We start from the raw sequence: 12,713 nt of genomic DNA on the forward strand, positions 1-12,713 counted from the left end.
ACGTTATCGCCCCCGCTGGATGGTCTACCCGTTCAGAGCCAGGACGAAGGGCAGCACCCCACTGGCTCCGGCGCCACGCAGCACGCGGCCGGCCTCGGTCAGCGTCCAGCGGCTGTCCGTGCGATCGTCGATCAGGAGCACCGGGCCGTGCCGTCCGGCCTCCCTGGCCGAGGCCAACTGGGAGGCCAGCTCCTCGGGGACGGAGAACATCCCCCAGACCGAGGCCAGCCGGAAGGCGCTGTTGCCCCCGGACTCCCCGCGGGGCCCTCCGTCCACGAGGTCGAGGGATCCCAGGTACGGCAGGCGGCCGATCCGGGCGATGCCCTCGGCGAAGGACCCCACCAGCTGAGGACGGGAGCGGGACGGCACCGAGACCACCGCGATGGGCCGTTCCGCCCACTCCCAGGACGCCAGGACCTGGACGGCTCCCTGCAGCAGGTCCTGCTCCACGGGGGCATCCTGGACACCCCCCTCCGTGACCGTGAACAGGGTGCGCAGCCGTCCGCCCCAGCCCAGATCAGTCAGCCGGGCCACGGCCCGCCCCTCGGCCGCCTGGGACTCCTCCGGGATGCGGCCCTTCAGCGGCACCCCCAGCCGGTCCATGCCGCTGGGCCAGCTCCGGCGCGGCTCGATGGCCACCCCCACCCGGCCCAGCGCCTTCGAGGCACTGCCCTTGGCCGTCTCGTCGATGCCCGTGGGGAACCACGGGCCGGCGCAGTTGTCACACCGGCCGCAGGGCGCCGCCTCAGGGTCATCCAGGACGTGCGAGAGGAACTCCATGCGGCATCCGGACGTGTTCTCGTAGTCCAGCATGAGCTTCTCCTCGGCCAGCCGGGCCTGGGCCACCCGGCCGTAGCGTTCACCGTCATACGTCCACGGCTGCGCGGTCCGCTGCCAGCCGCCCTGGGTGCGTTCGACGGCCCCGTCCACGGCCAGGACCTTGAGCAGCAGCTCCAGGGGCGTGCGCTTCAGGTCCACCCGGGTCTCCAGGGCGGGGACGGACAGCGGTTTCCCCGCGGCCTCCAGCTCTCCCAGTACGGCCCGGGCCCGGTGCTCGTCCGGCATGGACGTGGTGGCGAAGTAGCGCCAGATCTCGCGGTCCTCGGTGCCGGGCAGGAGCAGCACGTCGGCGTGTTCCGTGGCACGGCCGGCGCGGCCGACCTGCTGGTAGTAGGCCACCGGGGAGCTGGGTGCGCCGAGGTGGACCACGAAGCCCAGGTCGGGCTTGTCGAAGCCCATGCCCAGGGCCGAGGTGGCGACCAGGGCCTTGACCCGGTTGTCCTTCAGGGCCTGCTCCAGTTCGGCCCGCTGTTCCGGGTCGGTTCGCCCGGTGTACGACACCACCTCATGGCCGGCGTCCCGCAGGGCACGCGCGGTGTCCTCGGCGGCCGAGACGGTGAGCGAGTAGACGATCCCCGACCCGGGCAGCGAGGCCAGGTGGGTCAGCAGCCAGGCGAGCCGGCTGGCCGGACTCGGCATGCGCAACACCCCGAGCCGCAGGGAGGAACGGGCCAGCGGGCCGCGCAGGACGAAGACCTCCCCTGAACCGTCTGCGCCGGCCACGCCCAATTGCTCGGCGACGTCCTGGACCACGCGCTCATTGGCCGTGGCCGTGGTGGCCAGCACCGGGACGCGGCGGTCTCCGGCACCGGGCAGCTGGGCGATGAGGTCCCGGATCCGCCGGTAGTCGGGACGGAAGTCATGGCCCCAGTCCGAGATGCAGTGCGCCTCATCCACCACCAGCATCCCGGTCCGGCGGATGAGGTCCGGCAATTGCACGTCCCGGAACTGCGGGTTGTTGAGCCGCTCGGGGGACACCAGCAGCACGTCCACCGTGTCTGCCGCGAGCCGCTCCCGGATCTGGTCCCATTCGGTGGCGTTCGCGGAGTTGATGGCCTCGGCGCGCACCCCGGCCCGGGCCGCAGCCGAGACCTGGTCCCGCATCAGCGCCAGCAGCGGGGAGACGATCAGGGTCGGGCCCGCACCCCGTGCACGCAGCAGCAGGGAGGCCACGAAGTACACCGCGGACTTGCCCCAGCCGGTGCGCTGGACCACCAGGGCCCGGCGCCGATCCGCCACCAGGGCCTCGATCGCCTCGAACTGACCGGGGTGGAAGTCCGCGTCCTCGCGTCCGACCAGCCGGCACAGGACCTCACGGGCCTCAGCCCGCAGAGCCTCCCGCGCCGTCGAGGTCTCGCCAGGGAAGTCACCGTCGTTGTCGTTGTGCGCCATGCCGCCAGTATTCCAGCCGGGAAGGACACCCCAGCGCCCGGTGCGCCGAACGGTGGAGGAGGGCGCCGCCGTCGTGACCTGTGGAGGAGGCGACCGGCGTGGCCCGGCTCGGTTAAACGCCACCGCCCGGCACCGAATCGGTACCGGGCGGCGGCGTAGCCAACGGAGTCAGCGTGATCAGCCGTTGACGCGCTGCTTCAGGCCGTCCAGCTGGCCGGCGATCGAGGCCGGCAGGGAGGCACCGAAGCGGGAGAACCATTCCTCGATGGAGGCGACCTCGTCCTGCCATTCCCCGGTGTCCACCCGGAGGGCGTCCTCGAGGTCGGCGGTGGACAGGTCCAGGCCCGTGAGGTCCAGAGCGTCTGGGGTGGGGACGTAGCCGATCGGGGTCTCGGTGGCGTCCGCCGTGCCCTCGAGGCGTCCCACGACCCACTTCAGCACGCGGGAGTTCTCCCCGAAGCCGGGCCAGGCGAAGCCGCCGTCCCGGTTGCGGCGGAACCAGTTGACGAGGTAGATCCGCGGCAGCTTGGACTGGTCCACCTCACCGGAGACCTTGACCCAGTGCTCCAGGTAGTCGCCGGCGTCGTAGCCGATGAAGGGCAGCATGGCCATCGGGTCGCGGCGGACCACGCCCACGGCCCCCACGGCGGCGGCGGTGGTCTCGGAGGAGAGGGTGGCGCCCTTGAAGATGCCGTCCTCCCAGTCGAAGGACTCGGTCACCAGCGGGATGGTCGTCTTGCGGCGGCCCCCGAAGAGGATGGCGTCCAGCTTGACCCCGTTGGGCTCGTGGTACTCGTCCGCCAGCATCTCCGTCTGGTCGATCGGGGTGCAGAACCGTGAGTTCGGATGGGCGGCCGGCGTGCCGGACTCGGGAGTCCAGTCGTTGCCGCGCCAGTCGGTCAGATGAGCCGGGACCTCGTCCGTCATGCCCTCCCACCACACGCCGCCGTCATCGGTGAGGGCCACGTTGGTGAAGATCGAGTTGCCCTTTGATATCGCCTTCATGGCGTTCGGGTTGGTGGACCACCCGGTGCCGGGGGCCACGCCGAAGTAGCCGGCCTCCGGGTTGACCACCCGGAACTCGCCGTCCTTGCCGGGGCGGATCCAGGTGATGTCATCACCCAGGGTCTCCGCCTTCCAGCCCTCGATGGTCGGGTCGATCAGCGCGAGGTTCGTCTTGCCGCAGGCCGAGGGGAAGGCGCCGGAGATCGTGTAGGACTTGCCCTCCGGGTTGGTCAGCTTGAGGATCAGCATGTGCTCGGCCAGCCAGCCCTCGTCCCGGGCCATCACCGAGGCGATGCGCAGCGCGTAGCACTTCTTGCCCAGCAGGGCGTTGCCGCCGTAGCCGGAGCCGTAGGACCAGATGGAGCGCTCCTCGGGGAAGTGCACGATCCACTTGGTCTCGTTGCAGGGCCACGCCACATCGGCATCGCCCTCTTCGAGCGGGGCGCCGACGGAGTGCAGGGCCGGGACGAAGAACGCCTCGGTCTCCTCCATCTTCTTCAGCACGTCCGTCCCGATGCGGGCCATGATGCGCATGGAGTTCACCACGTAGGCGGAGTCCGTGATCTCGACGCCGAACTTCGGGTCATCGGCCTCGAGGTGGCCCATCACGAAGGGGATCACGTACATCGTGCGGCCGTGCATGGATCCGGCGAAGGTGTCCTTGAGGATGCCCTTCATCTCGGCCGGGTCTTTCCAGTTGTTGGTGAAGCCGGCGTCCTCCTCCTTCTCGGAGCAGATGAACGTCCGGTCCTCGACGCGCGCCACATCGGCGGGGTCGGAGAAGGCGGCGTAGGAGTTCGGGAACTTGTCCTCGGAGAGCTTGACGAAGGTGCCCGCCTCGACCAGTTCGCCGGCCAGGCGGTCGTACTCCTCCTGGGAGCCGTCCACCCAATACACGGAGTCGGGCTCCGTGAGCTCGGCAACCTCCTTCACCCAGTCGAGAAGCTTGCCGTAACTGGTCGGCGCTTCCGCCACAGCGCGATCTGCGAACGCGAGTGAGGAGTTTTTGGCCATGGGGGTCCTCCATTGGGTTGCGGGTGCATTCCGGTTGGGCACAAGGGAATGCGGCCGTCAGCGGCCGGCACTCCATTGTGCGTACACCGTCTCCACCAGTCATTCTACCCACGGAGATTTCGCAGACGTTTCGGTGACGCCACCTGACATCCACGCACCCGGCCCGGCGGACGACGGCGGCGCACGCGGCCCGCGCGCCCGGCCCCGGCCGGAAACCAGGATTTGGTGAACGGCCACCGGGCCGGTATAGTCTTTCAAGGCCGATCGCGGTCGATGCGCCCTTAGCTCAGCTGGATAGAGCGTCTGTCTACGGAACAGAAGGTCAGGGGTTCGAATCCCTTAGGGCGCACCACATCCGCTGGACCTGTCAGACCAGCTCAACCCGGATCCACTGCGGATCCGGGTTTTTTGTTGTGCGGCCCGGCCCCAGATCAGGGACGGGGCACCACGAAGTGGGTCATCCGCGCGTCGCGCCCGTCCAGTGACGCCCACTCCCCCGGGACCTTGAAGACCTGCAGGCCCAACGTGGGATAGCGCTCCGCCATGGAGACCACGGCCTCCTCGTCCGAGTCCACGGAGGCGATCCGCATGCCCAGGTCCTGCACCCACGGCATGTGCCCGACGACCATCAGGGTCCGCACCCGCTCCTCGGTCTCATTGATCACGGCCAGGGCACGGGTAGCGTCCGCCTCGTAGAGACGGGAGTCCAGGTAGGGGGTCGGCGCCTTCTCCCCCAGCTCGCTGCAGACCCAGGTGCAGGTCTGGCGGGTGCGCACGGCATCGGAGCACAGGATCATGTCCGGGTACAGCCCCTGCTCCACCAGCCATCGACCGGCGGCGGGCGCCTCGCGATTGCCGCGGCCGCCCAGGGGGCGGTCGTGATCGTTCACGCCGTCCGGCCAGTCCGACTTGGCATGGCGCAGGAGGATCAGTGTCTTGTCACCGGAGGTGTCGATGCGGTCGGGTGTCGCGGCGTCGGCTGGCATACGGCCAGCCTACGTGCCCGCCACGGCTCAGATGCTGTATTCGGGGGCCGCCCAGACGACCACTTCGGGGTGCTCGTAGAAGCGGTAGCCCTGCCCGCGCACGGTCCGGACCGTGCCGGAGAGCCGGCCCAGCTTGGAGCGCAGCCGGCGGATATGGACGTCGATGGTGCGCTCGTTCGGCACCTCGTCCGAGTTCCTCCACAGGGACTCGAGCAACTCGTCCCGGCCGACGGTGCGGCCACCGTTCTCCACGAGGTAGTTGAGCAGCTCGAACTCCTTGTAGGTGAGGTTCAGGCCCTCACCGTCCAGCTGTACCTCGCGGCGGGCGAGATCGATCAGGACGCCCGGCTGGCGGGTCGAGACCGGGGCCGGGGCCTGGAGCAGGTCCGGGCGGGTGCCCTGCTGAATGGTCGGATCCCCGAGGACCTGGCGGACGACCTCGAGGTCGGAGCCGGGAGCGCCTGCCGGGGCGATCGCCACGGCCGCGGCGGACTGGGAGCCCGGCACCAGGGATTCGACATAGTGGCGCAACTCGTTGGCCAGCCGGGTCAGCGAGGTCCCGGCGGCCGAGGCGGCCGATTCGTCCATACCCACGTAGATGACGAAGCCACGGGCCTCGGTCTCAGTGGCCACAGCCTGAGGACCCGGGATGCCATTGGGGGCCAGGACCGGCATCGGCGCCGTCTGGGGTGCCTGCTGCTCGGCCTCCCCGGCGGGCTCCACGACATTCTCGACCGAGTGGAGCTGCCGGCTGGCCGGCGTCCCATAGGTGCCGCCGTGCTCACGGTAGCTGCGGACCCGTGCCGCACGACGCTGGGCGTTGCGGACCGAGATGTGGACGTATCCCTGGGGACTGGTTGTCATGTCGATGAATCCTTGCGTCAGTGTCCTGTTCGGCGTGAGGGCTGCGAGTCAGGCCGGATCACGGCCGTTCCCCGCTGCAGACACTCCGGACAGGAGCCGGCCCGGCCAGACCGCCGGCACCATCGCCGAACAATCGTCGCCCCCGAGGGGACCGCCGAGTCGCGGAAGTTCATGTGACAACACTCGGTCGTCACATTCGTTCCTTGCAAGTAACAATGGGACGGGCGTCTCACTATGTGAGACAAATGCGTCGATTCGTGAGCAAGCTCACACCAATTCCCGGTTGTGAAACACCCATTCCGGCACTTTCGGGGCAACTTACTGCGAATCTTCCGGGTTCGTAGTTTTGTTACTGCGCCGGTGACCGCCTCGAGCTACTCCGCCAGGCCGTAGAGGCGGTCTCCGGCATCGCCCAGTCCGGGGACGATGTAGGACTGCTCGTCCAGCCGCTCGTCGATCGCGGCCAGGTAGATGTCCACCTCCACGTCCGCCAGCTCGCGCTCCAACCGGGAGATCCCCTCCGGAGCGCCCAGCAGGCAGATGCAGGTCACCCGCTGCGCATTGCGGGCGTACATGAACCGCACCGCCTCCACCAGGGTGCCCCCGGTGGCCAGCATGGGGTCCAGCAGGAAGACGTGGCGGTTCGTCAGGTCCGCCGGCAGCCGTTCCGCGTAGGTGACGATGTCCAGGGTCTCCTCGTTCCGGGCCATGCCCAGGAACCCGACCTCGGCCGAGGGCGCCATCCGCACCATGCCCTCGAGCATGCCCAGCCCGGCCCTCAGGATGGGCACCACCAACGGGGTCGGCTTGGCCAGCGCGACGCCGGTCATCCTCGCCACCGGCGTCTCGATCTCCACGGGCTCGACCCTCACGTCCCGGGTGGCCTCATAGGCCAACAGCATGACGAGCTCCTCGGTGAGTTGCCGGAAGATCATCGACGGTGTCTCCTTCTTGCGGAGAACGGTCAATTTGTGGCTGACGAGCGGATGTTCCACGAGCTGTACGCGCATGGGCACAACCCTACCGGGCGCACGGGTTCCGCTACCGGCCGCCGGGCCGCCGATCCGGCACGGGACGACCACGGGAAGGCTAGGGTCGGCCCATGAAGACCTCGCACCACGAGTGGATGGGTGCTGCCCTGGACCAGGCCCGTGCCGCACTGGAGACCTCCGACGTGCCGATCGGCGCCGTCGTCGTGGGCCCGGACGGGACCATTTTGGGCATCGGACGCAACGAGCGCGAGGCGACCGGGGATCCCACCGCCCACGCCGAGGTGCTCGCGCTGCGTGAGGCCGCGTCCGCGCGTCGTGAAGCAGGCGATGGGGACGGCTGGAGATTGGCCGACTGCACGCTGGTGGTCACGTTGGAACCGTGCGCCATGTGCGCCGGGGCCCTGGTGCTGGCGCGCATCCCGCGCCTGGTGTTCGGCGCCTGGGACCCCAAGGCGGGCGCGTGCGGGTCCGTGTTCGACGTGGTGCGCGAACCGAGGCTGAACCACTGGGTCGAGGTGCATTCCGGCGTCCGCGGGGACGAGTGCGCGGGGCTGCTGACGGAGTTCTTCCGGGAGCACCGGCGCCGTTGACCGCGCTCCGGGGCGGGAGGACAATCGTCCCAGCGCCGGACATTCGGCCCGGCCGCGAGCCGAAGGCACTCCCGTGACTGGAGTTTCCCGATCCCAGGACCTCCTGCAGCGCCTTGCCGCCACCGTTTCCGGTGAGGTCACTGGCCCGGGCAGTGCCGGCTATGACGCGGGCCGGTCGGTGTGGAACGCGATGATCGACCGCAGTCCCCTCGCCGTGGTGCGGGCACGCGATCTGGGCGATGTGACCCCGGTGGTGGCCTGCGCCGTGCAGGAAGGGGTGCCCTTGGCCGTGCGCGGCGGGGGGCACGGGGTGGCCGGCAACGGCACCGTTGACGGCGGGATCGTGTTGGACCTCGGCTCCCTTCGGTCTGTGCAGGTGGACGCGGCGTCCGCCACCGTGACTGTGGCCCCCGGCGCCACCCTGGCCGAGGTGGACGCGGCCACCGCACTCCACGGCCTCGCGGTGCCCGTCGGGGTGGTATCGGCCACTGGCATGGCGGGGCTGACCCTGGGCGGCGGCTTCGGCTGGCTCACCCGGGCCCACGGACTGACCGTGGACAGCCTGCTCGCGGCCGAGGTGGTCACCGCCTCCGGCACCACGGTCCGGGCCACGTCCCAGGAGAACCCGGACCTGCTCTGGGCCCTGAAGGGTGGCGGCGGCAATTTCGGGGTGGTCACCTCCTTCACCTTCGCCGCGCACCCACTGCCGGCCAGGGTGTTCTGCGGCAACCTGGTCTACACCCGGCCGCACTGGGAGCGGGCGCTGCACGCCCTCGCCGCCTGGACGGAGGATCTCCCCGACGAGATGACCAGCATTGTCACCGCCCTCACTCCCCCGCCTGGGTGGGCCATGGGCACCGAACCACTGCTCGTGGTGGGATTTGCCTGGGCCGGCACCGACCAGGCTGCCGGGGAGGCCTGCCTCGCGACCCTCACCGACCAGGCGCCGCCCGATGACCGGGAGGTGGGGCCCACCGAGTGGACCGCCTGGCAGTCCGCGATGGACGGGCTCTTCCCTCGGGGCGTGCGCGCCTATTGGAAGAACACCGGCTTCGCCCATCTCGATGACGACGTCATCGGCATCCTGTGCACCCGGGCCGCCGAACAGACCTGGCAGGGCACCGCCTTCGACGTCCACCACATGGGTGGGGCCTTCGCCCGGGTGCGGGCCGACGCCACGGCCTTCCCGGACCGCGCATCTAGCTTCTGGCTCAATGTCTACGGATTCTGGGGGGATCCGGAGGAAGACGAAAGGAACATCGCCTTCGTCCGCGGGCTGGCCCGGGACATGGAACCTCATTCCACCGGTGCGCAGTACGTGAATTTCATGGGCCGTGAGGCGGCCGGAGCCCGCGCCGCGGATCCATGGTCTGCGGCGATGCAGGTCTACGGGGAGTCGACGCTGCGCCGGCTGGCGGCGGTGAAGCACCGGTTCGACCCGGACAACGTTTTCCGGCTCAACCACAACATCCCCCCGATGGCGCCGGAGTCCTGATTCTCAGGACCGGCGCGGGGCTGGTTTGGGGTGCGGTTGCCCCCTCCGGTACAGTGGTGCGGTCTGGTGACGTGTCCGAGCGGCCGAAGGTGCAACACTCGAAATGTTGTGTAGGTTCACCCCTACCGTGGGTTCAAATCCCACCGTCACCGCCAGTTGAGATGGCCTCCACGGCCCGGGATCCCCGGGAGGTGGAGGCCTTCTCGCATATCGGCCCGAGGCGGAACACGAGGAACAAATCAAGGCCCCCCGGTGCTATGCCAGTGGTGCACACGGCAGACCACCCCGTCGAAAGGCAGCGCAGATGACCGGAACCTCCGAGACGACCCATGCCCCCACGGCGGCCGAGATCAATCTCTGGCGTGAGGACTTCCCGCTGCTGGCCACCGACGTGAACGGCCATCCGCTGGCCTACCTGGACTCAGGCGCCACGTCACAGAAGCCGCGAGCCGTGCTGGATGCCGAGCGGCACTACTACGAGAACCTCAACGCCGCAGTTCACCGCGGCGCCCATACGCTGGCGGCCGAGGCGACCGTGCTCTTCGAGGACGCCCGGGCCACCGTGGCGGACTTCGTGGGCGCCGAGGAGGACGAGATCGTCTGGACCTCCAACGCCACCGAGGCGCTGAACCTGGTGGCCTATGCGTTCTCCAACGCCAGCGCGGGCCGCGGTGGCGCTGCTGCCGAAGGCTTCCGGCTGGGCGCCGGGGACGAGATCGTGGTGACGGAGATGGAGCACCACGCCAACCTCATCCCCTGGCAGGAGCTCGCCTTCCGCACCGGCGCCACGCTGCGCTACATCCCCGTGGGCGACGACGGTGCCCTGAGGATGGAGGCCGCGGACGAGGTCATCACCCCACGCACCCGACTGCTGGCCTTCACCCACGTCTCCAACGTCCTGGGGCTCATCAATCCGGTCGAGGAGCTCGTGGCCCGGGCCCGAGCCGTCGGAGCGTTCGTGGTGCTGGACGCCTGCCAGTCCGTCCCGCACCTGCCCGTGGACCTGAAGGCACTCGACGTGGACTTCGCCGCGTTCTCCGGCCACAAGATGCTGGCCCCCACGGGCATCGGCGCGCTCTACGGGCGCCGAGAGCTGCTGGCGGCCATGCCCCCGTTCCTCACGGGCGGCTCCATGATCACCACGGTCACCATGGAGGCCGCCGAGTACCTGCCGCCCCCGCAGCGCTTCGAGGCCGGCACCCAGAAGGTCTCGCAGGCCGTCGCCCTGGCCGCCGCCGTGGAGTACCTGAAGGGCATCGGCATGGACCGCATCGCCGCCCACGAGGACGAGCTCGGCGCCCGCCTGCTGGCCGGGCTCGCCGAGATCCCCGGCGTGACGGTGCTGGGCGGATCCGCTCCCGGACCGCGCGTGGGCGCGGCCAGCTTCGACCTCGCCGGGGTGCACGCCCACGACGTCGGCCAGTTCCTGGACGATCAGGGCATCGCCATCCGCGTGGGCCACCATTGCGCCCAACCCCTGCACCGGCGCCTCGGGGTCACGGCCTCCACCCGTGCCAGCACCTACCTCTACAACACCACCGAGGAGGTGGACCGCTTCCTGGAGGGGGTGGCCGCCACCGCGAACTTCTTTGGAGTGAAGGCGTGAGCTCGTCCGAACTGCAGAACCTGTACCAGCAGGTCATCCTCGACTACTCGAAGAACCCCTACGGCGTCGGCCTGCTGGGCGGTGCGGCCGGGCAGTCGCACCAGCTCAATCCGACCTGCGGCGATGAGATCACCCTCGAGGTGCACCTGAGCGGCGAGGGTGCCGACCGCGTGGTCGAGCGGATCCGCTGGGAGGGCCACGGCTGCGCGATCTCGCAGGCCTCGGCCTCGCTGCTGACCGAGCTCGCCGAAGGACTGACGGTGGAGGACCTGCGCACCCGCATCGATGCCTTCCGCACTGCCATGCAGTCCCGCGGCAAGATCGCCCCGGACGAGGAACTGCTCGGCGACGCCGTGGCCCTCGGCGGGGTGTCCCGCTACGTGGCCCGGGTGAAGTGCGCGATGCTCGGCTGGGTCGCCGCCGAGCACGCCCTCGTGGAGGCCGAAGTCCGCTAGTTCTTGCGGTAGTTCTCCCGGGCGAAGGCGGAGTACGGGGCCGGCTCCACGGTGGCCCGGATCCGCACCTGGCGGTGGTTCTCCACCGAGGGCTTGGCCGAGGGCGTCGTCTCGCCCCACACCACGGTGACCTCGGTGCCGGGAGTCGCCACGTCGTCGTCGAGGCTCGCCAGCGAGACGAACGCGTGCTCGTTGGTGAGGTAGCCGGCGTCGTGCGAGATCCCGACGTCCCGGCCGTCCACCAGGACCCGGTCCACCTGGTATTGGCCGTAACGCGCCTTGGGCAGGTCGATGTACTTCGCCGGAACCCCCGGCTCGAACTGCGTCTGGATGGCGGCGGCGACATCCTCCGGCCTCCAGACCAGGGTGACCTTCTGGCGCTTCGGCTCGGCCGCGTGGCGCTCCAGGGCGGCCCGGCCGATGAACTCGTGGTCGAAGGACACGCTCCGTCCATAACCGAGGTCGTACGGCGTCAGGTAGTAGTCCTCCACCGACGCGGAGTCTAAGCTGCCCGCCAGGGAACCGGCCCGGCTGGCCGGCAACCACTCGCGGTAGGCCTCAGTGCCCTCGCCGCTGAAGATCGCCGGGAACGGGGAGGGCACCCAGGCGGACTCCAGGTTGGAGGAGGAGTAGGCCTTCGAGCCGACCTGCACCAGGTCCAGCCCTTCCCCGGCGGCCAGCAAGGCGGCCCGGACCCGCTCACCGTCGGCCCACGGACCGAAGAGCTCGAAGCCCGGCTGTCCCGCCATGCCATGACGCAACGAGCGGACCTGGACGCCGTCGATCTCGAAGGTGGCCATGCCGAAGAACCTGGTCTCCGGGACCGCGGCACCCGTGGCCTTCTCCATGAGTTCGAGGGCTCGGGGGCCCTGGACCTCGAAGCGGTACTGCTTCGGATCGCCCTGGCGCACGGCGGAGCTGGCATCACGCTCGAAGGTGACGTCATAGTCCCCGGTCTCCCCGTGGTACTGCACCCAGTCCAAGACCATGTGCCAGCCGACCAGGTCGAAGGACTCCTCCTCCAGGTAGAACAGGATGGCGTCGCCGATCAGGTAGCCCTCATGGTTGACGGCGATGAACTGCTTGGCCTTGTCCGGGGCGAACTTCGCGAAGCTGTTGACACCCACGTCGGAGAGCAGCCTCAGTGCATCCGGGCCGGTGATGAACAGGTCGGTCATGTGGTGAGACTGGTCCAGCAGCGCCACCGAGGTGCGCCAGGACTGCTGCTCCGAGCGCCAGTTCGTGAACTCCGGTTGCACGGGGAAGACGGTGGGCTTCGACGGGGCATGGCGCAGGTACTCGACGGGCGAGCCGGCGCGGGCGATGGCCGCAGCCAGGGATTCGGGATGCTGGGACATGAGGGACTCCTCGGTGGACGTCGGTACTCGGGTGGCGATGTCACCGTCAGCCTACGTATAGTTCTGTGCGGTGAGCATAAGAATTGCTTATCCATAGATCTCGCAGATTGAGTCGC

General features: G+C 69.4%; 10 protein-coding genes and 2 tRNA genes. 6 read left to right on the forward strand and 6 right to left on the reverse strand.

Annotated elements, in window-relative coordinates; translation table 11 throughout:
* Positions 1 to 24: 24 nt before the first annotated feature.
* Together ACFFIO_RS04370 and ACFFIO_RS04375 are read right to left on the reverse strand one after the other, a co-directional pair.
* The gene (locus tag ACFFIO_RS04370; RefSeq protein ID WP_378040362.1) at positions 25 to 2,232 is read right to left on the reverse strand and encodes a RecQ family ATP-dependent DNA helicase; all 2,208 of its coding nucleotides are present in this window, start codon (positions 2,230 to 2,232) and stop codon (positions 25 to 27) included.
* 177 nt (positions 2,233 to 2,409) lie between these two features.
* Positions 2,410 to 4,251 (reverse strand): phosphoenolpyruvate carboxykinase (GTP), encoded by a 1,842-nt coding sequence (locus ACFFIO_RS04375; protein WP_378040363.1) that lies wholly within the window; start codon positions 4,249 to 4,251, stop codon positions 2,410 to 2,412.
* 275 nt (positions 4,252 to 4,526) lie between these two features.
* Here ACFFIO_RS04375 and ACFFIO_RS04380 point away from each other — a divergent pair.
* A tRNA-Arg gene (locus tag ACFFIO_RS04380) sits at positions 4,527 to 4,603 on the forward strand.
* Between the two features lie 79 nt (positions 4,604 to 4,682).
* Here the strand turns inward: ACFFIO_RS04380 and ACFFIO_RS04385 are convergent.
* From ACFFIO_RS04385 to upp, 3 genes are all read right to left on the reverse strand, one after another.
* Positions 4,683 to 5,237, reverse strand: a complete 555-nt coding sequence (locus tag ACFFIO_RS04385; protein ID WP_378040364.1) for a SixA phosphatase family protein — start codon at positions 5,235 to 5,237, stop codon at positions 4,683 to 4,685.
* Between the two features lie 27 nt (positions 5,238 to 5,264).
* Positions 5,265 to 6,101: a winged helix-turn-helix domain-containing protein gene (locus ACFFIO_RS04390; RefSeq protein ID WP_378040365.1), complete on the reverse strand. Its 837-nt coding sequence runs from the start codon at positions 6,099 to 6,101 to the stop codon at positions 5,265 to 5,267.
* A 374-nt stretch (positions 6,102 to 6,475) separates the two neighbouring features.
* Complete coding sequence (gene upp / locus ACFFIO_RS04395) at positions 6,476 to 7,111, reverse strand: uracil phosphoribosyltransferase (RefSeq protein ID WP_378040366.1); 636 nt, start codon at positions 7,109 to 7,111, stop codon at positions 6,476 to 6,478.
* A gap of 92 nt (positions 7,112 to 7,203) precedes the next feature.
* Here upp and tadA point away from each other — a divergent pair, with 92 nt between their 5' ends.
* The 5 genes from tadA to sufU all read left to right on the forward strand — a co-directional run bounded on the left by tadA (position 7,204) and on the right by sufU (position 11,239).
* Entirely contained in the window at positions 7,204 to 7,683 is a 480-nt protein-coding gene (gene tadA, locus ACFFIO_RS04400) for a tRNA adenosine(34) deaminase TadA (RefSeq protein ID WP_378040367.1), read from the forward strand.
* Between the two features lie 73 nt (positions 7,684 to 7,756).
* Positions 7,757 to 9,178, forward strand: coding sequence for an FAD-binding oxidoreductase (locus ACFFIO_RS04405; RefSeq protein WP_378040368.1), 1,422 nt, complete (start codon positions 7,757 to 7,759; stop codon positions 9,176 to 9,178).
* A gap of 65 nt (positions 9,179 to 9,243) precedes the next feature.
* A tRNA-Ser gene (locus tag ACFFIO_RS04410) sits at positions 9,244 to 9,333 on the forward strand.
* A 149-nt stretch (positions 9,334 to 9,482) separates the two neighbouring features.
* Positions 9,483 to 10,784: an aminotransferase class V-fold PLP-dependent enzyme gene (locus ACFFIO_RS04415; protein ID WP_378040369.1), complete on the forward strand. Its 1,302-nt coding sequence runs from the start codon at positions 9,483 to 9,485 to the stop codon at positions 10,782 to 10,784.
* Positions 10,781 to 11,239: a Fe-S cluster assembly sulfur transfer protein SufU gene (gene sufU / locus ACFFIO_RS04420; RefSeq protein ID WP_378040370.1), complete on the forward strand. Its 459-nt coding sequence runs from the start codon at positions 10,781 to 10,783 to the stop codon at positions 11,237 to 11,239. The genes ACFFIO_RS04415 and sufU overlap by 4 nt, the downstream gene beginning before the upstream one ends.
* Here sufU and ACFFIO_RS04425 read toward each other — a convergent pair.
* Positions 11,236 to 12,597 (reverse strand): aminomethyl transferase family protein, encoded by a 1,362-nt coding sequence (locus ACFFIO_RS04425; protein ID WP_378040371.1) that lies wholly within the window; start codon positions 12,595 to 12,597, stop codon positions 11,236 to 11,238. The two genes, sufU and ACFFIO_RS04425, sit on opposite strands and share 4 nt — an antisense overlap.
* Between the last annotated feature and the right edge of the window lie 116 nt (positions 12,598 to 12,713).

Origin of the sequence: Citricoccus parietis (genome assembly GCF_042433045.1) — a bacterium.
GTDB classification, from domain to species: Bacteria; Actinomycetota; Actinomycetes; order Actinomycetales; family Micrococcaceae; genus Citricoccus; species Citricoccus parietis.

What these genes read in the sequence shown, in the direction of transcription:
- ACFFIO_RS04425 (WP_378040371.1), bottom strand. Translation starts at nt 12,597, where the DNA reads ATGTCCCAGCATCCCGAATCCCTGGCTGCGGCCATCGCCCGCGCCGGC.
- upp (WP_378040366.1), bottom strand. Translation starts at nt 7,111, where the DNA reads ATGCGCGTACAGCTCGTGGAACATCCGCTCGTCAGCCACAAATTGACC.
- ACFFIO_RS04390 (WP_378040365.1), bottom strand. Translation starts at nt 6,101, where the DNA reads ATGACAACCAGTCCCCAGGGATACGTCCACATCTCGGTCCGCAACGCC.
- ACFFIO_RS04415 (WP_378040369.1), top strand. Translation starts at nt 9,483, where the DNA reads ATGACCGGAACCTCCGAGACGACCCATGCCCCCACGGCGGCCGAGATC.
- ACFFIO_RS04385 (WP_378040364.1), bottom strand. Translation starts at nt 5,237, where the DNA reads ATGCCAGCCGACGCCGCGACACCCGACCGCATCGACACCTCCGGTGAC.
- ACFFIO_RS04375 (WP_378040363.1), bottom strand. Translation starts at nt 4,251, where the DNA reads ATGGCCAAAAACTCCTCACTCGCGTTCGCAGATCGCGCTGTGGCGGAA.
- tadA (WP_378040367.1), top strand. Translation starts at nt 7,204, where the DNA reads ATGAAGACCTCGCACCACGAGTGGATGGGTGCTGCCCTGGACCAGGCC.
- ACFFIO_RS04370 (WP_378040362.1), bottom strand. Translation starts at nt 2,232, where the DNA reads ATGGCGCACAACGACAACGACGGTGACTTCCCTGGCGAGACCTCGACG.